Consider the following 21832-nt stretch of genomic DNA (forward strand, 5'->3'; position numbering starts at 1 on the left):
TATAAGAAACAATATTATGAAGCTACCAAGTCTTGTAAAGAAACCTAATTATCAGCGATACGATATCAAGCCTCGGTACTACGATCCTGTTAAAGAAGACATCGAAAACCGTACCAGTAGAATTAAAGCTGAAATGGGGATGAACGAAAATGCGAATCTCGATCCGGGTTATCGTTCACAGATTGAAGGTTCATTTAGAAAAAACATGAAGCACGCCAAAAACGGAGTGGACCAAACCATCATGTTGCGTTTGATCATTTTCGTTATTTTAATACTGTTTGTGGGTGGTTTCGTTTACATCGGAAAGGATATTTTCTACCTTGCCCTTCTTTATGTTCCTTATTTAATTTGGAAGAAAATGCGAAAGTAATTTCTTCAAACTTTCATGCCCGATTTAATACGATTACTTCCTGATAATATCGCCAATCAGATTGCCGCTGGCGAGGTAGTGCAGCGTCCTGCTTCGGTGGTCAAAGAGCTATTGGAAAATGCCATTGATGCTGGCGCCACGAATATTAAACTCATTATAAAAGAGGCGGGTAAAGCGCTAATTCAAGTAATTGATAACGGCACAGGAATGTCTGAAACAGATGTTCGCATGTGTTTCGAGCGTCATGCCACCTCAAAAATTCGTTCTACAGAAGACCTCTTCACCATAAAAACAATGGGCTTTCGGGGCGAAGCCATGGCCTCAATTGCTGCGGTAAGTCAGGTAGAAGCCAAAACTAGAAAGGAAAGCGAAGAGCTTGGGGTATTGCTCCAAATTGAAGCTTCGGAAGTAAAAAAGCAAGAGCCAGTTTCAACTCCTGTAGGTACTTCCTTCTGTGTGAAAAATTTGTTCTATAACGTTCCCGCTAGGCGGAATTTCTTAAAGTCAAATTCTGTTGAGACCCGTCATATTGTGGACGAATTTCAGCGTGTGGCCTTATCTAACCCCCAAGTGGAAATGGCCATGTACCACAACGATTTAGAAATGTATCACCTCACTTCAGGTAAGCTGAGCAACCGAATCGTGGGTATTTTCGGCAAGAAATACCAAGCACAAATGGCTTCTTGTTTGGAAGAAACCGACATGCTGAAGGTTTACGGTTATGTAGGGAAGCCCGAATTCGCCAAGAAAACCCGTGGCGAGCAGTTCTTTTTTGTGAACAACCGTTTTATTAAAAGCAACTACCTGAACCATGCCGTCACTACCGCTTTTACAGGACTTATTCCTGACGGTAATTTCCCTTTTTACACCCTCTTTTTAGAGCTCGACCCTAAGCACATCGATATCAACGTTCATCCAACCAAAACCGAAATAAAGTTTGACGATGAACGCACGGTTTATGCCATAGTAAAGGCTGCAGTAAGACAAGCTTTAGGAACGCACAATATTACTCCTGCCTTAGATTTTGGAGCCGATGTCAACTTCGCCTCCTTCCGGCCACAGCCTCAAGGTTCAAGCACTGGAATCAGCCCAAGCCAATCGGATAGAAATTATGGGCAGTTCAGAGACTTGGACAAAAAGCGTGAATCTACTTCGCACTGGGAAAAGCTCTATGACGGGCTACAGAAGGACATAGAAAAGGAAGAAAGACACAACGCTCAGCTCGACATTCACCCAGAAGCCCAAAGTACGGTGACTATGGGGAGTGCCGCCAATACAGCAGAGAGTTACAAACCGAATCATGAAGCGGTTTTACCCTCGGCAAAGTATTTTCAAATTCATAAAAAGTATATTGCAACCCATGTAAAATCTGGTTTGCTATTAGTGGCACAGCAAGAGGCGCATGAACGTATTTTGTATGAACGTTTTTTTCAGATGATCCAGAATCGATCAGGTGCTTCTCAGCAATCGTTGTTTCCACAAAGCTTGGAACTCAACCCTGCTGACTTTGCCCTCGTTATGGGTATGAAAGATGAAATCAGTGCCATTGGTTTTGAGTTTTCAGAATTTGGAAAAAACACGGTGGTGATCAACGGAGTGCCAGCGGATTTAAAAGCAGCCAACGAAAAACAATTGTTCGAGGGCTTTGTTGAACAGTTCAAGCAAAATCAATCGGAGCTCTCGATTAGTGCTGATGAAAACATTGCTAGATCAATCGCGAAACGTTCGTCTTTAAAAGTAGGGACAACGCTGTCACCAGAAGAAATGGCTTCATTGATCGACCAACTTTTTGCATGCAAGAACCCGAATTATTCACCTAACGGAAGAAAAACATCTTTCTTAATGGAATTGGAAAAAATAGACCAGTTTTTTAACTAACACCTATGTTTGGACGACTTACTCCCCTTGTAAAAAACCTCCTATATATTAATATCGGAATTTGGTTGGTTCAGTTTTTACTGAAAATGGATTTGGGTAGCCGCTTTGGCTTGTACTTCATTGCCTCTGATAACTTTAATCCAGTGCAGTTTGTCACTTATATGTTTCTACATGACATATCGAGTCCGATGCACATTTTCGGGAACATGTTTGCCCTCTTTATTTTCGGACCACTCTTAGAGCAGTTTTTAGGACCAAAGAAGTTCATCATCCTGTATATGGTCACAGGTGTGGGCGCGGGCCTTTTCTACACCGGAGCAAATTACTTAGAGGTGAGCGCCATTAAAAATGACGTTGAAAGCTATTTGGACAACCCCAATTCTGAGGATTTTAACCGATTAATCGCGGAACATAACGTATACAAACCAGAATACATTTATCCTTTTATTGAGCAGTATTCTCGAAATGAAGACAGCCCTCAGTTAAGACAAGAGTCTATTCAATATGCACGAGGGCTTTATGCCTTCTTTGGTGACTACCCAATGGTGGGAGCTTCGGGAGCCGTCTTTGGAATTCTAGCGGCATTTGCCCTTTTATTCCCGAATACCGAACTTTTCCTGCTGTTTCTTCCTTTTCCCATTAAGGCAAAATATTTGGTTACGGTGTACATTCTTTACGAACTGTTCGCTGAATTTCAAAGATCGCAAGGAGATAACGTGGCACATTTGGCACATATCGGGGGTGCAATCATTGCCTTTTTCTTGGTAACCTACTGGAAAAAGAATAGACGGGAATTTTATTAAAACACATGAACAGCATTCTAGACGATTTTAAGCTCGCGTTTAAAACGGGAAATATCTTAAACCAGTTGATTGTCATCAATGTGGTGGCATTTGTAGTACTGGGAGTTATAGGCGTATTCTTTACTATTGCAGGCTATGGTGGGCTTTTCCAAAGCATTAGTCATTACCTTATGCTTCCTGCAGACCCCAGCCAGCTGATCTACCAACCCTGGACTTTGATCACCTACTTCTTCTACCACGAAGGGCTCTTCCATATTCTTTTCAATATGCTGTTCCTCTACTGGTTTGGAAAAATTATAGCAGAATACATAGGGCAAAATAAGGTCTTAGGATTATATGTTTGGGGTGGGATTTTTGGCGGAATCTTATACTTGCTTGTTTATAACTTACTTCCCTACTACGCACCAGCAATTGAAGGAACATACCTTTTAGGAGCTTCTGGAGGTGTAATCGCTATTGTTGTTGGGGCGGCTACTTTTATGCCCAACTTTACAATTCCTTTGATTTTTCTTGGCCCCGTAAGGTTAAAGTATATCGCAGCATTTTATGTCATTACCTCATTACTTCAATCTACAGGCTCCAATGCTGGAGGTGAAATAGCACACTTAGGAGGTGCCTTGGCTGGGTTCTTATTTATTACCCAACTAAAAAGTGGTAATGACTGGAGCAGGGTTGTTGTTCAGTTTATCACTTGGGTGAAAAGCCTTTTTAAGCCACAGCCAAAAATTAAGGTAACCTATAGAAGTGCTAAGTCGAGCAGCGGTGCTAAATCAACCAAGAGCTCTAAATCTCCTGAAAAGAAGAAGTCAGAAACCTCGCAAAGTGAAATTGATGCTATTCTAGATAAAATTTCTGACAGAGGCTATGATGCACTAACCAAAGAAGAAAAACAAAAGTTGTTTAACGCCAGTAAGGATTAGTTCTTTCCTATAGCATAAGTTTTGTTGATGAAGAATGGAATACCAGAGTTGGTCAATCCTTGCACATCAATCATTATGCGTTTAGCATCATCTGAATTCCAAAACTCGATAGTAGCTTCTCCATTTTCGTCTAACTCAATCATGGTTTGCCAGTGTAAAACGGCACGTTTATCAGGCTTGGCATCTTCTGGTTTTTGAACGTCATACTTGGGCGTATAGAACTCCCGGGGTTGGTCATAGGTATAAGGCAACTCTACGATCATTGTACTGCTGTTTTTTAACTCTTCTGGGCTTAATGATATACCATCGGCCGACTTTGTATAGAAGGCCATCACACCGCCTTTTCCTGCATCTCCAAAAATAGCAGTGGCCGCCAACCCTTTAAATAGAACTACTCTTGAGAAATTCATAGGAGATAAACCTGAAATTAAGGCAGCGTCAGTGGGAACATCGTCTAGTAAAAAAAGTGCTGGGTAAGTAAAGCCTCCTGCACGGATCACCACAGTGGGTTCTCCTGTTGGTCCCATGCGCACAGTAACCCCTGGAAACTTGCCAATCAAAGCAGAGAAAATATTGGTATAGGCGCCGGTGGCAGACCATTCTGTGAAATCAAAAGCCGAAGTCCCTCTGCCATAAGCCGTTTTCTCTTTCAGTTGTTTGTCTTCCCGCTCGACTTGTAACTTGCTGCCTTCTACCATTACCGTCCCTAAGTCGGTGAATAAAGAGTCTGGATTAAAGGCCCTTTCAATCATATCTCTCTCTTTTTTGAATTGCAAAAAGTCTTCTTTTTCTAACACCTCTTCTTGGCTAAAGACGGACTTAAAATTGGGTAACGGAGAGTTTACCCTCTCTTTCAGGGTATCAACTTCAAAGCGAACGTTGTCTTTATCTTTCGAGCTTTTCCCCTTCAGCAAAAGGTTATCCGACTTGTACACCAATAAATTTTGAAACGAAAAACGACCATCCTTATCCGTTTCTGCTTCTAATATAAGCGGAGGAAAAGAACGATTATTCACTAGGGTTACCTTGCCAGAAGATTCTGTTTTCTTACTCGATTCTTTGTACAGCGTTCCCTCCAAAGAAACCCCCAGCTCTACAGGGAAATCGAAGCCTGGGTAATTATCATTCATTAAGTCATTCCATACAAACCGGCTCCAGCCGTGGGTCATCATTACCAAATCAAGGTGTTTTATGGCTTCGGTATTTTCTCCATTGAAGTAGTACATCGGATTATCAACGTAGCCTTTCAGGTCCGAACTGAGTAATAATTCTGAGTAAATTGTCTGTTCCGGACTCCCATCAATTACTTTATCCATATCCAAAACACTCATCGACATCATCCCTCTGAAAGGATCTCCGTTCGTATCAGTCAGTTTAATTTTTGTAGTAAGCTTCTCTCTTGCCTTATAGCTACTCTTATCTAAATTCAAGCTTGTTTCTATCTGACGTTCAATAAATACCAAACGCTCCAGCAAAGGCCTATCATTCTCATCAAAAAGGGTAATATGAGAGGTGCCAGCTGGTATTTCAGCCGTAGAAATCACTCCTAAGGCCTCACCCTTTGAAAGGTCGACTTCTATGGTGTGTGATACCAAACCGCGGGTATGTATTAGCGCTTTAAATCTGCCTGTTGAAGGTTTGCTTACGTTAGCCCTAAATATTAATCTCAACTGGTTTGGCCGTTGGATTACTTGAATGCCATAGCCTTCGTTTTCCAATTTGGGAAGGCTATAAGTTTCATTTTCACCTGTCAACTTAACGCTATAGGATTCTCCCTTCTGAGGAAGCAAGGTAAACAGTCCCATACCATCGTGTTCGGTATTAAAGCTCGTAATTCTTGTGCCAATACTGTTATACACTTCACCCTCCACATAAATACCTTTGCCTGAGCTATTTATTGCTTTGAAGCCCACTTTGGTAGGAATTCCACTCACCAAATTTCCGCCTTCAGGAAAAAACTGAAGATCGATTCTCCTATTCGTAGTAGAAATAGCTCTCTCTAATTCCGAACCAGTGACTACTACTATGGGCTTTTCAAAAAAGAAGTTTTGGTCAAAATTGCGCATCCAGTTGGTGTAGGCACGCAATACATAATTGCCTTCTGACAGTTCCTGAGGAACATCAATAACTCCTTGACCGAATCCACCTTCAGAAAAAATCAGTTTTTCGGCCACCAAGCTGTCAGTATCAGAATAGAGTTCAACATAAACATTTGCACTGAAGGGAGAAGGTTCATGAAGGTAGCCTGCCGTTAAATACGACTGGAACCAAATGGGCTCGCCAGGTGCATAATACTTTCTGTCGGTGTGTAGGTAAACCTTCTCCTGAGGATATTCTTGATTATAATAGTCGAGTTTCTCTTGTACTGTAGTGCCTTTTTGAGCCTGAACGGCACTGAACACCAACGCTAGCAGTCCTACTAGAATTATTTTTTTGGTCATGAAATCAGGATAAACACAAGAGAATTAATCAGGGAAATCAGAATATAAGATAATTTATAGACGGTCGTAAAGCCAAAAGGTTTATAGCTTATTGGCCAATTGACCACAAGCCGCATCAATATCTTTCCCTCGGCTTCTGCGCACGTTTACAATAATGCCTTTCTCACCAAGAATCTTCTCGTACATCTCGGTTTTTTCCGGGGCTGCTTGTTGAAACATGCCATCATCAATCGGATTGTATTCAATCAAATTAACTTTGGAGGCCACACGGCCACAATATTTGGCCAAGGCGTGCGCGTGCCTTTCGTCATCGTTAATGTCTTTCCAAATCACATACTCAAAAGTGATTTTTCGATTTGTTTTCTGATACCAATAGATCAACGATTCCGCCAATTCATTCAGGTCACTTTTCTCGTTAATCGGCATTACTTTCGAGCGCGTTTCGTCAATGGCGGAATGCAATGATACGGCCAAATTGAACTTCATGTCCTCATCGGCCATGCGCATAATCATTTTTGGAATGCCCACGGTAGAAAGCGTAATTCTCTTGGGCGACATGCCCAAGCCTTCTGGCGAAGTGATTTTACGGATGGATTCCATTACGTTTTGGTAATTGAGCAAAGGCTCGCCCATTCCCATGTACACAATATTGGTCAGCGGACGACCAAAGTAAAGTTCACCTTCTTCTTTAATGGCGACTACCTGATCGTAGATTTCATCAGGGTTTAAGTTACGCATGCGCTTAAGACGGGCAGTGGCGCAAAAGTGGCAATCCAAGCTACAACCCACTTGAGATGAAATACAGGCGGTAATACGAGTCCCTGTTGGAATCAACACCGATTCCACCGTCATGCCATCATGTAACCTCACAGCATTCTTGATGGTACCATCTGAACTGCGCTGCATCTCATCGACTTTAATGTGATTGATGCTGAATTTTTCTTTAAGAAGATCACGGGTAGAAAGCGAGATATTGGTCATTTGGTCAAAATCCTTTGCCGATTTTTTCCAAAGCCATTCATATACCTGTTTTGCTCTAAAAGCCTTGTCTCCAATGCTCACAAAAAACTCCTGAATTTCTTCGAGCGAGAGTTGTCTAATGTCGCGTTTTGCCTCAACCATTTTGCAAAGGTAACGATCTAAGCTTGAATCTTTGAAAGGAATGGCGAAGGGATATTCACCACTTTGTTTTCTTTGTAATCGAACATGGCAATTCCCGTTTTTGCTCGGGCAATTTCCTTGGTGCCACAACTCAATCTGTACACCAACTCAAAGCTTTTCCTACTAATCTCTGCGACCGCTACTTTAACTTTAATGGCATCTCCATGAAAAGCTTCGCCCTTGTAGGCAATGGCTACATCGGCTTGAATTGTACCACAACCATCAACCGAAAGTTCGTCTTTATAACCAAGCGAATTAAAGAAACGGTAACGCGATTCATGAATCATGCTCAGCACACTATCGTTACCCAAATGCCCACCATAATTAATATCTGAAATTCTGACTTTGATTTCGGTTTCAAACAGAAAAACATCGGGTAACTCTATCTTCACTCTTGGCATATTTCTAAATATTTTTTGTGTAAATCTAAGACATAATGTCCGAATAAACGAAATGAGCCAGCATTTTTCGGCCAAATTTTCCGAACATCAACAGTGGATTGTGATTTGTAATGCTAGGGTTGTCAGCGTAAAAGCTGAAGAATATTTAAAGCAAATAACAATCATGGATTTTAAAAAATATACAATCAAATCGCAGGAAGCCATTCAAAAGGCGGCCGAACTTGCCGCTGGAAATGAGCAGCAAGCCATCGAGCCGGGACACCTTTTAAAAGCGATCCTTTTATCGGATGAGAATGTACTTTCTTTCCTGATAAAAAAATTGAGTGTGAACAAGGTGCAGTTTGAAACCAAACTGGAAGATATAGTAAACGGATACCCAAAAGTAAGCGGAAGTAGTTCGCAGCCATATTTATCTAACGATGCCCATTCGGCACTTACAAAATCATTAGAATTCCTGAAGGATTTCAAAGATGAGTATGTAGCCATTGAGCATATCGTTCTTGGCCTTTTGGCAGGAAAAGACAAAGTAGCGTCCATGATGAAGGAGGTTGGCTTTGGAAAGAAAGAACTCATTGCTGCCATTAAGGAATTACGCGGTGGAAACAGCGTAACGGATGCCAATGCAGAGTCCAAATATCAGTCGCTGAGCAAGTATTCAAAAAATTTGAATGAACTCGCTAGCCAAGGTAAAATTGACCCTGTAATTGGGCGTGATGAAGAAATTAGAAGGGTGCTTCAAATTCTTTCAAGAAGAACGAAGAACAACCCAATTCTTTTAGGTGAACCAGGAGTAGGTAAGACTGCTATTGTAGAAGGTCTCGCACAGCGTATCATCGATGGTGATGTGCCAGAAAACCTAAAATCAAAAACCATTATCTCACTGGATATGGGGCTTTTGGTAGCGGGCGCCAAATACAAAGGCGAATTCGAAGAGCGTTTGAAAGCGGTTATTAAAGAAGTGCAAGATGCCGCAGGAGAGATCATTCTCTTCATTGACGAGATTCACACTTTGATTGGAGCAGGCGGTGGTGAAGGTGCTATGGATGCTGCCAATCTTTTAAAACCAGCTTTGGCACGTGGCGAGCTTCATGCCATTGGAGCCACTACATTAAAAGAATATCAAAAGTACATTGAGAAAGATAAGGCTTTAGAAAGAAGGTTTCAGTCTGTAATTGTCGATGAGCCAGACCGTGATGATGCCATTTCTATTCTGCGAGGAATCAAAGAAAAATATGAAGTGCACCACGGGGTTCGAATTAAAGATGATGCGGTAATTGCTGCTGTAGAGCTTTCGACCCGATACATCTCCGATCGTTTCTTGCCTGATAAGGCGATTGACTTAATGGATGAGGCTGCTGCCAAATTGCGTATTGAAATGGATTCTCTTCCTCTGGAATTGGATGAGATGAACCGTAAGATCATGCAATTGGAAATTGAACGCGAAGCCATTCGTAGAGAGAAAAACAAAGACAAGGAAACTGTGCTTTCGAAAGAAATTGCAGACATTTCTGAAAAACGAGATGACCTTAAAGCGAAGTGGGAAAACGAGAAATCGGTGATCACAAGCATTCGTGAAGCAAAGGAAAGCATAGACCGTTATAAGTCTGAAGCAGAAAAAGCAGAACGTGAAGGAGATTTCGGTCGAGTGGCAGAAATTCGCTATGGTAAGATTGTAGAAGCAGAGCAGAAGCTAGAAGAGCAAAAAGCTAAGATGAAGGAGATGCAAGGTGAAAAAACCTTGTTGAAAGAAGAAGTGGATGCAGACGACATTGCTGAAGTTGTAGCAAAATGGACGGGGATTCCCCTCTCCAAAATGCTTCAATCTGATCGTGAAAAACTACTTCACTTAGAAGAAGAATTGGGCAAACGCGTTGCAGGGCAGAAAGAAGCGATTACCGCCTTGTCTGATGCGGTTCGAAGAAGTCGAGCTGGTTTGCAAGACCCTAAGCGTCCGATTGGTTCTTTCATTTTCCTAGGAACGACTGGGGTCGGTAAAACCGAATTGGCGAAAGCCTTAGCGGAATACCTCTTCAATGACGAAAACAATATGGTGCGTATTGATATGTCAGAATATCAAGAGCGTCATGCGGTGAGTCGATTGATTGGAGCGCCTCCAGGCTATGTGGGCTATGAAGAAGGCGGTCAGTTGACAGAAGCGGTGCGTAGAAAACCTTATTCAGTAATTTTATTGGATGAGATTGAAAAGGCACACCCAGATGCTTTCAACATTCTTTTACAGGTTTTAGACGATGGACGATTAACGGACAGTAAAGGCCGGGTCGCTAACTTTAAAAACACGATCATCATTATGACAACCAATATTGGTTCAACAATTATTCAAGACAACTTCGCCAATATTACTGACGAGAATTTATTGGACGTGATTGACGAAACCAAGCTTGAAGTGATGAATCAGCTGAAAAAAGCAGTGAGGCCAGAGTTCTTGAACAGGATTGACGAAACGATCATGTTTATGCCGCTCAACCGCGATAACATCAGGCAGATTGTTCGAATTCAGTTTGGCTTAATTCAAAAACAATTGAGTGAAAACGGTATTGAAATTGAAGCGACTGACGAAGTGCTTGATTACCTTGGAGAGTTAGGTTGGGATCCACAATACGGTGCCCGTCCGCTCAAAAGAGTGATTCAGCGCAAAGTATTGAATGAACTTTCGAAACAGATTCTATCAAGTAAAATTGATAAAGATTCGGTCGTGAGCATTGAGCTTACAGCAGATAAGGAAATCGAATTTGTGAATATTGAAAAAGTAGAGGAGTTGTAGTTTTTAAACTAACTGCAACATAAAAATTGAGAGAAGACGTCCTATTCAGGCGTCTTCTTTTTACTTTAGGGGCATGTTGATTCCTCCATTATTAAGTCAAGGCGATAAAATTGCCATCGTAGCTCCTGCCAAGAAAATTCAGTCGGATTTGACTTTTGCGGTGAACACCTTAACCGAATGGGGATTGACACCAGTTTTGGGAGAGCACGTTTTAGCGACAGACCATTATTTTGCAGGAACAGACAATCAAAGACTTCAAGATTTACAGGAAGCATTGGACAATCCTGAAATCAAAGCCATTCTCATTGCCCGTGGCGGTTATGGCACTACAAGAATTCTGGAGCAAATCAATTGGAGCAATTTCCTCGAAAGCCCAAAATGGGTTTGTGGTTTTAGCGACATCACTTCACTAATTACCGAACTCAACAACCGTTCTGTTGCCTGCATTCATGGCCCAATGGCGGTTACGCTAGATTGGGATGAACAAACCACCGAAAGCGTGAAATCTATGCTTTTTGAAGGAAGAGTAAATTACGACATACCTCCTCACCCTTTAAACCAACTAGGCCAAACCAATGCCGCGCTTATTGGTGGAAATCTATCCATTATCTGTAACACGATAGGGACTTCTTCTGAAGTACAGACCAAAGGCAAAATTCTCTTTTTGGAAGAAGTGGGAGAATACTTCTACCATTTAGATCGGATGCTCGTGCAGTTAAAAAGAGCTGGAAAGCTTGATGCTTTGACAGGCGTAATCATTGGAGATTTTTCTTCCATAAAAGACCATAAAGATTGCTTTGGAGCAAATGCTTTGGAGATTATTTCTCGCAACATAACTGACTTGAATATCCCAATCGCTTATGGTTTCCCTTTAGGCCATGAGAAAAGAAATCTCCCTGTTTACTGTGGAGTTCCTGCCATTTTCGATGTCAGCGAAAAGGGTGTAAACCTTAAATATGAGGTATAAATATTCCAGCCAGTAGCCCCGCCAAAATGATAAATGGAGGTGGTATTTTAGTGTAGGTAAGCATTAGGAAAGTGCCTATAATCACACTTACGTTCAATACATTATTCTCAATGGGTTGAAAAAGCACAAAAGCCGCAGCCGCCACCATTCCCGCGCTGGCTGCATTGATTCCTTCTAACGAAGCCCTGACTACACGATAGCGTTTTAAGTCATCCCAAAAGCGAATGACAAAGAAAATCAGGAAAGTACCTGGTAGAAAAATACCACAAGCCGCTACAAAACCACCCAAGATTTGGGCTCCCAATCCCATCTCTCGAACAGACAAGGCTCCAACAAATGAACTTACTGAAAACACGGGTCCAGGAACGGCTTGTACCATCGCAAAACCAGAAAGAAACTCTTCAGAAGTCAAGAAGCCTTTAAACTCTACAAACTCTGTGTGAAGAAAGGGAATCAATACCTGCCCTCCACCAAAAATCAAACTTCCGTTTCGATAAAAATTCTCAAAAAGCAATACAAACCTATCTTGGGTAACAGCGCCTACACCAGCAGCGGTGACAAGCACCAAGGCCCAAAGTGTAAAGTTCCCCCATTTGATTTTAATCTTTTGTTTCTCTTCCGGAGCCTGTTTCTTGTATTTGAATGCGGTAAGCGTTCCTGCAAAAATCAATACCAAAGGCAATGCAATCGGCTTAGAAATGAAATAGGTAACAATGGCTGAAAGTGCCATCAATCCACCCGCAGTTCGGGTAGTCACTACTTTTGAAGCAATAATATAGGCGCCATAGCTTACAAATCCCACGGCCATAGGTTGAATAAATCGGGTAAACTCTAAGCTCAGGTTTTTGGTTTGGTAAGAGTCTACCAATATGGCGGCTGTGGTCATAATGGTTACCGCAGGCAGCATCCAAACCAACAAAGTAAGGTAAGCTAAGTTTGCTCCACCAATTCTATACCCAATGGCGGTAATGGTCTGGGTAGAAGTTGGGCCAGGTAAAATTTGGCAAAGCGCATTCAATTCTATTAACTCCTCTTCCGTAAGGTAGCCTCTTTTCTTCACCATAATCTTAATGATCATGGCAAAATGCGCTTGTGCACCGCCAAAGGCCGTTAGCGCTATGACTAAGACATCACGCAGAAAAATATAGTATCGAATACGCTTTATCAATGAATTAAAGCTTGGTTACTTCTTCTTCAGACCCAACTCAATTAGTCGTTCATTCAGAAATTCTCCTGCTGTAATGTCCTCATAAAGCTTTGGATGATCTGCATCAATACAGCTTTCTAGACAAGTCAAATCCATATCGGAACGCGGGTGCATAAAGAAAGGAATTGAGAAGCGCCTGTTCTTCATTAACGCTCTTGGCGGATTCACTACTCTGTGAATTGTTGATTTCAGCTTATTATTGGTATGGCGCGAAAGCATGTCGCCCACGTTCACTACTAATTGCTCAGGCAAAGCAGTAATCGGAATCCATTTGCCGTCATTTCTCAACACTTGAAGACCATCGGCACTTGCCCCCATCAAAAGCGTGATCAGATTAATATCGCCATGCTCAGCCGCACGTACGGCATCATCAGGCACTTCATCTGGATTTTCTATTGGGAAGTAATGGATCGGACGCAAAATACTGTTCCCGTTCTTTACTTTATTATCGAAGTAGTGCTCTGGTAAACCAAGATAAAGCGCAATGGCTTGTAGCATTTTAATGCCAGCTGCCTCAATGGTTTTATATACTTCCAAGGCTATTTCTTCCATTTCTGGAAGTTCTTCTGGCCAAATATTATCTGGATATTCACTTTTGATCGGATCGCCATCAGTTACTTCCTGACCTACATGGTAGAACTCCTTCAAATCGCCCGTTTTGCGACCTTTGGCGTGTTCTTTCCCTTTACCTATATAACCGCGCTGCCCAGCCAATTCTGGCACTTCATACTTCTGTTTAATGTCATCAGACATCAAAAAGAATTTCTGAATAGTAGCGTATAGCTTTTGTGTTTGGGCTTCAGAAAGTCCATGGTTTTTTATCGCCACAAAGCCTATGTTATTATAAGCTTGGCCGAGTGCATCTACAAACGCTTGTTTTTTGGCTGAATTGCCCGAAGTAAAATCGGCTAAATCTAGCGAGGGAACCTCATCGTATAATTTTTCGCTCATGGCTGAAATGGTTAAAAACAGTCTAATTTATTAAATATTTGTTACAGAGTTCACTAACTCAACACCTCTTTCAATACTTCTAGGGATTTTATTTCATTTAACCCCGATACATGAATCTGGTAAAACTTGATGATATGCGAGAGCACATCGCGCCTTAATTGGCTAGTCAGTATTATTTCCTCGCCAAAAGATTTGTTCATCAACGCAGAAATGATGGCTCTCTCTGTTTCTAAAGTAGAGAAATGAACTCCATTTTCTTTAAGTTCTTCAATAAAACCCTCGGCAGATTGAGGCTCAAAACCCAAATAGCCGGTACATTTCATCAGAAACTGTAAGTGAAAATTAATCACATTGGTCTCCATGTGATCGAAGATCACCATGGCCTGATGCACAAAATCGTATAACTCTTCGTTTTCAGATTCTTCCCTTAGCGTTTTGCTCAGCATTTCGGTAAGGAAAATTCCGATCCCTGTTTTTACTGGATTGAAAGGAATAGAGCTGTATGCATAGCTGAACTTAGCTTCAGAAATTCGTTGTAGGTCTTTGCCGTTTTTATGATACACCACCAAATCAAGTAAACCGAGCGGTTGGTAGAGTGCCATCTTTCCTCTCGATTTAGCACTTCGAACGCTGTTCACAATATAGCTTTGCATACCAAAGGCCTCGGTGAAAATACGGACTATAATAGAAGTCTCCTTGTATTTTATATAGCTTAAAACTATGCCTCTGGTGCGATGTAGCATTAGATTACCACTATTTTTCCAACAAAGGTTTCAGTGCCATCAGCATTTGAACTGAACACCAAGTACACGCCAGTTTTCACTTTTACTCCGCTATTATCACGGCTGTTCCAAATAGCAGTGCTGCCATTGGCTTTGGTTTCCTTTACCAACTTCCCGGAAATGTCAGTAATCTTTACCGAAGCATTATTCACCAGTCCATTGATTACAATTTGTCCATCAAAACTCGGTGGCACTGGGTTGGGGTAAATCTTTACATTTTGGTGCTCGAAAGTGCCTAGGGTTGCATCGCTTTTAAAAGACACCAAGCCTTTGTCTGTGCCTACAAAAACTTCCCCCGAAATCTCTTCCACATAAATTGAAGTAATGGCATTCGAAATGAGTGGGCTATTTTGCGTTGTAAATCTTTGCACTAATTCTTCTCCTGTTTCGCTAAAAAGCCAAAGCCCGTTATTCTTCGTTCCGAACCATTTTCGGTTGGCGGGGTCAATCGCCACAGCAGTAATATTTTCATCGCGAAGTAATAATCGGTTTTCATAGATGGGAATACTGGAAGACAAAGCTTGGCCTTGAAGAACCGCATTCAGGTTAGGGAAAAAAGCGATCCCCTCATCCGTTCCAACCCATAAAAATTGGTTATCATCCAGTACCAAAGCGGTGATTTTACTCCCCGGCAAACCACCTTGACCACCATTCGTGTTTAAATATCGTTCGGTGTTGCTGGTTTCATTGAACACCAAGATTCCGCCTCCACGGCTATCCTCAATTGGCATCCATTTATCACCATTGGGGGCAATAAATAACGACACAGGATATTTGGATCGGGAATTAGTAAGGGAATAGGAACGCCAAGCATCTTCCTCGAAATTCCATTCATGGAGTGAATTCAATGTTCCATAATCCGTAACCCAAAGCGAATTCTCATTTTTGGCCAAGCCAGTGATTTTTCCATTTCCACTTCCATTCAAAGTGGTATTGGGTGAAAGCTCCTTTATTGAGCGGGTGCTTCCTTCTGAATAGGAATAAAGTCCTTCAGTAAAAGAGGCCAATATCATTGAGGGTTCACCGGCAACACTGATCAACTCAAAGTCCACTAGGTCTTGGATGCTGTCACCAGCGCTATTAATGATAGCAGTATTTTTCCAACCCTCTTCAAACGAAAAGGACGAGAAATACGAAGCTCTATTTAAAGCCGATAGATTCTCATCGAAACCACCAGAAAGCTTAATCGTTTGATCTTCATAGCTTCCAATCAACCAAGTGTTGTCGTTGGCTGGGCCTGAAGGATTGAAGGATTGTTGGCCATTAGGCTCCACCTTGAGCAAGCCATCAAAGCCATCTCCTACCCACCAATAATTCTGATAGAGCATTATTTCATTCCGTGAAACCCCTTGCTTTGGGAAGTTATACAGGGGATTCAACTGATTATTGTCGAAAGAAAAAATACCAGAATTGGTTAAAATCAGGGGTAAATCAGAATCAGAAATGATTGCAGTAATCGATGCATTAGCTGAGGCTTGATACGACCAGTTACCGCCTTCGAAAGCAAATAAATCTGTGGCCGAACTGGCATAAAGTTTAGCATCCACTTGTTGAATATTCGAAAAAGGAATTCCAGTAAAATCTCTTCTCCAATTATTGTAATCCTGACGATTTACTCCGCTCTCTAAACTGACAGAAAGAATACCACTTTCTGTGGCCGCGTAAATACGGTCATTAGAAAAAACGATCTCTGATACGCTTACACTTTCACCATTCACTCCAATATTCTGGTACGATTCAATAATTTCTTCAGCGGAAAGGTCTAAAACAATTATGCCCAAATCCCCAGACAAGTAAGCTCGACCGATATTGAAGGCGATATCCTTAAATGATTTATTCGTAGTTGTTGGCGCTTCTAGAACGGTTCTAATGTTGTGAACCCCATCGTCAGAAAGTAAATCGATATTCCCATTTGCGTAACCAATCACCAGCGTTTTGGAGGTTGGATCGTAGCCAATGGCACCTATACTCACATCGGAAAGCCCGTTACTTTTAGTCAGTCGGTTGACAGAGTTTTCGGATAAGTCGACAAAGAAAAGCCCATTGGGAGTAGCTGCGTAGATCAGTTCACCTGCCGGAGCAATGTCTATCACATTATTATAACTGATGTGCGACCGCCAATTGAAAACTGGAATCTGACCTTGTGCAAAGCTGGTTTGCACTGCAAGAAGCATGATGGCTCCCAAAGTCAGACTATGCAGGCGTTCGATCACTTTTTCTTATTCTTCTTTTTTTCTTCGAGGCCTTGGTAGAAGTATTTGCGATTTCGGGCTTCGTAAATATCTTTCTCTCCCAGCTCCACAGTCTTTTCAGAGTCGGAAAGTTTGTATGAGAACGAAGCCAAACTACCGCTTACTGTACAGATAGCATGTAATTTGGTTACAAATTCCGCAATTGCAAGTAACTGAGGCATGGGGCCAAAAGGATTTCCTTGAGCGTCCATGTCCAAGCCAGCCACAATCACTCTTTTTCCATTATTGGCCATGGTCCGGCAGACATCAATGATTTGATCATCAAAGAATTGTGCCTCGTCAATTCCCACTACATCGCTTTCACCACATAACAGCAAAATATCCGAAGCGAACTGCACAGGTGTAGACCTAATTACGGTATTGTTGTGGGAGACTACATTCTCCACATCATAACGCGTATCGATAGCTGGTTTAAAGATTTCCACATTCTGTTTGGCAATAGTAGCTCTTCGGAGGCGCCTAATTAGCTCCTCTGTTTTTCCAGAAAACATACAGCCACAAACCACCTCGATGGATCCAGATGTATGCTCTCCTGCTATTTTACCCTGTGGTTCGATAAACATACTATGCGGTATAGGTCATATGAGGAAATTTATTTTTGTCAGCTACACGAACTTTCACATCACCCAGTAACTTTGCCTGACAAGCCACACGTTCACCTGATTGAAGTTTACCTGCATCAAAAAGCAGTTGTTCAGTTTCTTCAATTGGGCTAAGTTGGTCTGCTCCTTCTACTACTATAATTTTACATGTGGTACAACGGCCTTTTTTCCCGCAAGCGTGCATCCAGTCGATTCCGCTTTCGTGAATAATATCCAGTACCGATTTAGAGTTATCTGTGTTAGAAATCTCTTTATTGTTCAGGTTTTCAATAGTGATCTGTCCCATAATTTTTAATTTACAAAACAAAAGAAATAAGCCATGAGCTACAAGCTAAAGCAAGAATCAATCTCGAGTTTTTCTACTGCCACCGCTGCAGACATATGTACTGAGTTTTTTGCTGGAAAAAATAAAATAAGCGGAGAGTCCATTATGGCCCTCACAGAGGTTAGACAAGTGAATTCATTTATTATCGAATCGCTTTTCACCCAATGGCAATCCGAAATGGCACGATTAAGAAGCCCTTATTTTGATTTCGAGGCCGAAGAAGTGCAAAAGGCACTCAAAGAATTTATGAATACGCTTTCTAACCACATTAGTATTGGCCGTGGGCATTTGGAACCACTTTTAACCAAGGCGATTGAGGCAACAATACTATTGACCTTCTCACCAAAAAAATATGTATTGAACCATTGGCTTGATGAACAAAAAGAAAATCTACCCAAAGGGAAATTGAGATACATAAAAACGCATACGGAAGGATTCAAATTAATTTACGACACAGCCAAGACACCCATCAATCCTGCTTACCTAGGTAATTTGTTTGATTCAATGACTTCTCACTTCAAAATCCCTGAGCCTGTTGAATTCTTGCAGAAGTTAAATGCTGAAGATAAACTTAGTCTTCTTTTTGAAAAGGAAGAGGCCGCAGAGCCAGCTCCTTCGCCTGTTTTTACTCCAGAAGTAAATGAACCATTAGAGGTAAAAAGTACTGTGGCCGCCAAGCATGGAAATGGTAAAGAAACCATTAACGATCGCTTTAATGGAAACACCAATGCACCAACGTTGGCTGAAAAACTCCAAAAGAACACTGCGCAGCCACTTGAGAAAACACTCACACTCAACGAGCGAATTATGTTTACCAAAACACTTTTTGAAGGTGATCAAGCTCTAATGACAAAGGTTTTTGAAGAGCTTGATACTGCAAACAGTATGGACGAAGCCTTGAGCAAAACACAGCCCTACAATAAAAAATGGGACATAGAAGGCGATGAAATGGAAGCCTTTATCCAGGTTTTAAGAAGAAGGTTTAATTAATTCAGAAAAAATAAAAAGGGGAGTTTCTACTCCTCTTCATCACTTTCTTTACTCTTGATCTCATCCAGATCGTCTCGATCACGGAGCTTTTTATCATCAACATTCTTATTCAAAAACTCATTGATTTTATCAATCGACAAAGAGTTACGAATTTCTCCAAAGGAATCGATCTTAATTTCCATTCCCTCAAGCTCTTTATTCACTCGCGGTTTTTGATCCTTTTTCTTGTTCTCCTTTTTCCTTGCCATATTATCATTGTTTACTTCGGTATAATAAAAACTGAGGTGACTTAATCTGCCGTTTTTAATACTTCAATCGCCTTATTAATTCGATTGGCAGCTTCTGCTGTCCCCAAGATAGAGATAATCTCCATGAGGTCTGGACCACCACCAGCGCCAGTTAAAGCCAAACGCAACGCAGGCATTACCTTCCCAAGTGAAGTGTCGTCCGTTGCTAATACCGCTACAAACTTTTCTTTAGCCTCTTCTGGACTAACTTTTTGAAGCTTAGCTATTTCGTTTGCGAACTGCGCCAATTTCTGAACAGCTTCTGCCGTCCATTTCTTATTTACGGTTTTTTCATCATAAGTTGTGGGTGCAGAAAAGAAGAAATCGCCACTTTCCAAAATATCAGAAACAAAGGTAATTCGCTCCTTCATTGAGCCAGCAATGGCACTTAAAAGCTCCATATCTACATTAACATTGTTCTCTTCCTTCAGCATTTGAGCTAAATCTTCATTTGACTTATTTTTCAAATATTGCTGATTGAACCATTTCGCTTTTTCAATGTCGAACTTGGCTCCAGATTTATTAATTCGCTCTAAAGAAAATTCAGAAATGAGTTGATCCATAGTGAACATTTCTTGCTCCGTGCCAGGGTTCCAACCCAACAAAGCCAAAAAGTTCATACAAGCTTCTGGCAAATAACCAGACTCCTTAAAGCCTTTCGACAATTCTCCTGAAACGGGATCTGACCAATTCAATGGAAATATAGGAAAGCCCAATTGATCCGCAGCTCGTTTGCTTAACTTGCCATTGCCATCAGGCTTGAGCAATAGTGGTAAATGCGCAAATTGTGGTGCTTCCCATCCAAAGGCTTCATACAATAAAACGTGCAAAGGAGCCGAAGGCAACCATTCCTCACCACGAATCACATGGGTGATTTCCATCAGATGGTCATCCACAATATTTGCCAAATGATAGGTGGGCATTCCATCAGACTTCATCAACACCTTATCATCCAGCGTGGTGGTATTCACTACCACCCAGTCTCTAACAACATCCTTAAAGCGGACGTCATCATTTTTGGGCATCTTAAAACGAATAACGTAAGGCTCGCCTGATTCTAGCTTCTGGTTCACCTCCTCGGCAGACATTGTCAGCGAGTTCTTCATCTGATTTCTGCTGATGGCATTGTACTGCGGATTCGCCATGCGAGCTTCTTTAAGTCGCTCGCGCATTTCATCAAGATCCTCAGGAGTGTCAAAAGCATAATATGCTTTTCCTTCAGCAATTAGCCTGTCAGCATATTCCTTATAAAGTGATTTGCGATCAGATTGACGATAAGGCCCAAAATTACCGCCACTTTGTGGCCCTTCATCTGGCCTAATACCACACCATTCCAAAGCCGTAAGAATATAGTCTTCGGCCCCCTCAACATAGCGATTTTGGTCGGTGTCCTCTATTCTAATAATGAATTTGCCTCCGCTTTTCTTGGCAAATAAATAATTATAGAGGGCTGTTCTTACTCCTCCTATATGTAAAGCTCCTGTTGGGCTGGGGGCAAATCTTACTCTAACACTCATGAAATCTAATTTGGCCGCAAAAATACGCAAAAGTCAAGTCCATCACTAAGAATGACTTGGTGATTTACAATGAATTAAAATTTATTCGAATTAAATGTCTACTGCGATGCACGAAATTTCTACGTTAACATCTTTAGGCAGTCTGGCCACCTCAACGCATTCTCTAGCGGGAGGGTTCGCTTTGAAATAAACGGAATAGGCTTCATTGATGGTAGCAAACTGATTCATATCCTTAATGAAAATAGAACACTTCACAATATTACTAAAAGTCATTCCTGCTGCTGATAGGATTGCCTCAAGGTTCTTCATTACTTGATGAGTTTCCTCAGTGATATTCTCATTGATCATTTCGCCAGTGGCTTGATCGAAAGGAATCTGACCTGAAACATACAATGTATTACCTGCTTTAACGGCTTGGCTATAAGGCCCTATTGGGGCTGGAGCGTCTGGACTGTTGACGATTATTTTCGACATGTTCGGATTGTTTGATTTAATGAATAATTTTGGGGCAAATTACACATTTATGAAAATTCTAGTCATCGGTTCCGAACAGAATATCGAAGAGTTTAAATTAAAATTTAATACGGGGCATGAATGCCGCTTCGAAACGGACTATGATTTCGAAGAAGACATCTCCACATTTGATTGTGTTTTTGACTTTTTTATTGGTGATAGCCCTGAGCAATTCGAGATATTTAGTGCTTATGAAGGACTAAATCTATTTGTGAATGCTCCGAAAATATCACTCGCAGAACTGGCCTATTACCAAGAAGAGGTCAACTGTAACCTTTATGGGTTCAACGGCCTACCGACTTTCCTAAACCGAGATATTCTAGAAGTTTCAGCTTTGAACGATAAAGCCAAGTCGGGTTTGGAGGCCTTATGCAAAAACCTAAACACTACCTTTGAGCTCGTTGAAGATCGTGTTGGAATGGTAACGCCTAGAATCATCTTCATGATTATTAACGAGGCTTTTTATACCCTTCAGGAAGGTACAGCTTCAAAAGACGCCATAGATACAGGAATGAAATTAGGGACGAATTATCCTTTTGGCCCATTTGAATGGTGCAATAAAATTGGAGTTCAGCAGGTTTACGAAGTTTTAGAAGCCATGTATGAGGATACTAAAGAAGAACGATATAAAATATGTCCGCTGCTTAAAAAGGAATACTTAAGCCGCATTACGCATTAAAAAA

The 21832-nt window shown here is 41.4% G+C and carries 20 protein-coding genes; 8 read left to right on the forward strand and 12 right to left on the reverse strand.

Annotated features, from left to right (window positions below):
* The first annotated feature begins 16 nt into the window (after positions 1-16).
* The 4 genes from AWN68_RS13000 to AWN68_RS13015 are packed head-to-tail and all read left to right on the forward strand — an operon-like array spanning position 17 to position 3971.
* Positions 17-370 carry a hypothetical protein gene (locus AWN68_RS13000; protein WP_068416357.1) on the forward strand — a complete coding sequence of 118 codons (354 nt, stop codon included), beginning with the start codon at positions 17-19 and terminating at the stop codon, positions 368-370.
* Between the two features lie 15 nt (positions 371-385).
* Positions 386-2248, forward strand: a complete 1863-nt coding sequence (gene mutL, locus AWN68_RS13005; RefSeq protein WP_068416364.1) for a DNA mismatch repair endonuclease MutL — start codon at positions 386-388, stop codon at positions 2246-2248.
* Between the two features lie 5 nt (positions 2249-2253).
* Complete coding sequence (locus AWN68_RS13010) at positions 2254-3051, forward strand: rhomboid family intramembrane serine protease (RefSeq protein WP_068416366.1); 798 nt, start codon at positions 2254-2256, stop codon at positions 3049-3051.
* A 5-nt stretch (positions 3052-3056) separates the two neighbouring features.
* The gene (locus AWN68_RS13015; RefSeq protein ID WP_068416368.1) at positions 3057-3971 is read left to right on the forward strand and encodes a rhomboid family intramembrane serine protease; all 915 of its coding nucleotides are present in this window, start codon (positions 3057-3059) and stop codon (positions 3969-3971) included.
* On the opposite strand, the gene AWN68_RS13020 is transcribed toward AWN68_RS13015, so the two are convergent.
* The 3 genes from AWN68_RS13020 to AWN68_RS13030 form a co-directional block, all read right to left on the reverse strand.
* On the reverse strand, positions 3968-6412 hold the full coding sequence (locus tag AWN68_RS13020; RefSeq protein ID WP_068416373.1) for a TonB-dependent receptor: 2445 nt from the start codon (positions 6410-6412) through the stop codon (positions 3968-3970). The genes AWN68_RS13015 and AWN68_RS13020 overlap by 4 nt on opposite strands.
* An 81-nt stretch (positions 6413-6493) precedes the next feature.
* Positions 6494-7534, reverse strand: coding sequence for a 23S rRNA (adenine(2503)-C(2))-methyltransferase RlmN (gene rlmN / locus AWN68_RS13025; protein WP_068416376.1), 1041 nt, complete (start codon positions 7532-7534; stop codon positions 6494-6496).
* A gap of 17 nt (positions 7535-7551) precedes the next feature.
* Positions 7552-7974 carry an acyl-CoA thioesterase gene (locus AWN68_RS13030; RefSeq protein ID WP_068416377.1) on the reverse strand — a complete coding sequence of 141 codons (423 nt, stop codon included), beginning with the start codon at positions 7972-7974 and terminating at the stop codon, positions 7552-7554.
* 163 nt (positions 7975-8137) lie between these two features.
* On the opposite strand from AWN68_RS13030, the gene clpB reads away from it, so the two are divergent.
* Both clpB and AWN68_RS13040 read left to right on the forward strand, forming a co-directional pair.
* Positions 8138-10756, forward strand: coding sequence for an ATP-dependent chaperone ClpB (clpB, locus tag AWN68_RS13035; protein ID WP_068416503.1), 2619 nt, complete (start codon positions 8138-8140; stop codon positions 10754-10756).
* A 73-nt stretch (positions 10757-10829) separates the two neighbouring features.
* Entirely contained in the window at positions 10830-11723 is an 894-nt protein-coding gene (locus AWN68_RS13040) for a S66 peptidase family protein (RefSeq protein WP_068416378.1), read from the forward strand.
* On the opposite strand, the gene chrA is transcribed toward AWN68_RS13040, so the two are convergent.
* From chrA to AWN68_RS13070, 6 genes are read right to left on the reverse strand one after another with little or no spacing between them, the layout of a single operon-like run.
* Positions 11707-12891: a chromate efflux transporter gene (chrA, locus tag AWN68_RS13045; RefSeq protein ID WP_068416379.1), complete on the reverse strand. Its 1185-nt coding sequence runs from the start codon at positions 12889-12891 to the stop codon at positions 11707-11709. The genes AWN68_RS13040 and chrA overlap by 17 nt on opposite strands.
* Positions 12892-12906: 15 nt before the next feature.
* On the reverse strand, positions 12907-13881 hold the full coding sequence (locus AWN68_RS13050; RefSeq protein WP_068416380.1) for an isopenicillin N synthase family dioxygenase: 975 nt from the start codon (positions 13879-13881) through the stop codon (positions 12907-12909).
* Between the two features lie 53 nt (positions 13882-13934).
* On the reverse strand, positions 13935-14624 hold the full coding sequence (gene recO / locus AWN68_RS13055) for a DNA repair protein RecO (RefSeq protein WP_068416384.1): 690 nt from the start codon (positions 14622-14624) through the stop codon (positions 13935-13937).
* Positions 14624-16876: a type IX secretion system anionic LPS delivery protein PorZ gene (gene porZ, locus AWN68_RS13060; protein WP_157716202.1), complete on the reverse strand. Its 2253-nt coding sequence runs from the start codon at positions 16874-16876 to the stop codon at positions 14624-14626. The genes recO and porZ overlap by 1 nt, the downstream gene beginning before the upstream one ends.
* Positions 16873-17478, reverse strand: a complete 606-nt coding sequence (locus AWN68_RS13065) for a thymidine kinase (RefSeq protein WP_068416389.1) — start codon at positions 17476-17478, stop codon at positions 16873-16875. Before AWN68_RS13065 ends, porZ begins: the two co-directional genes overlap by 4 nt.
* 1 nt (position 17479) lies before the next feature.
* Entirely contained in the window at positions 17480-17803 is a 324-nt protein-coding gene (locus AWN68_RS13070; RefSeq protein ID WP_068416392.1) for a 2Fe-2S iron-sulfur cluster-binding protein, read from the reverse strand.
* 33 nt (positions 17804-17836) lie between these two features.
* Here AWN68_RS13070 and AWN68_RS13075 point away from each other — a divergent pair, with 33 nt between their 5' ends.
* Positions 17837-18832: a hypothetical protein gene (locus AWN68_RS13075; protein WP_068416394.1), complete on the forward strand. Its 996-nt coding sequence runs from the start codon at positions 17837-17839 to the stop codon at positions 18830-18832.
* Positions 18833-18858: 26 nt separating this feature from the next.
* Here the strand turns inward: AWN68_RS13075 and AWN68_RS13080 are convergent, their stop codons facing one another.
* From AWN68_RS13080 to AWN68_RS13090, 3 genes are all read right to left on the reverse strand, one after another.
* The gene (locus AWN68_RS13080; RefSeq protein ID WP_068416396.1) at positions 18859-19080 is read right to left on the reverse strand and encodes a hypothetical protein; all 222 of its coding nucleotides are present in this window, start codon (positions 19078-19080) and stop codon (positions 18859-18861) included.
* Positions 19081-19121: 41 nt separating this feature from the next.
* Positions 19122-20636: a glutamate--tRNA ligase gene (gene gltX / locus AWN68_RS13085; protein WP_068416399.1), complete on the reverse strand. Its 1515-nt coding sequence runs from the start codon at positions 20634-20636 to the stop codon at positions 19122-19124.
* 90 nt (positions 20637-20726) lie between these two features.
* Positions 20727-21110, reverse strand: coding sequence for a RidA family protein (locus AWN68_RS13090; RefSeq protein ID WP_068416403.1), 384 nt, complete (start codon positions 21108-21110; stop codon positions 20727-20729).
* Between the two features lie 49 nt (positions 21111-21159).
* On the opposite strand from AWN68_RS13090, the gene AWN68_RS13095 reads away from it, so the two are divergent.
* Positions 21160-21828, forward strand: coding sequence for a 3-hydroxyacyl-CoA dehydrogenase family protein (locus AWN68_RS13095; protein WP_068416506.1), 669 nt, complete (start codon positions 21160-21162; stop codon positions 21826-21828).
* Positions 21829-21832 lie beyond the last annotated feature (4 nt).

Origin of the sequence: Roseivirga echinicomitans (assembly GCF_001592935.1) — a bacterium.
Taxonomy (GTDB): Bacteria; Bacteroidota; Bacteroidia; order Cytophagales; family Cyclobacteriaceae; genus Roseivirga; species Roseivirga echinicomitans.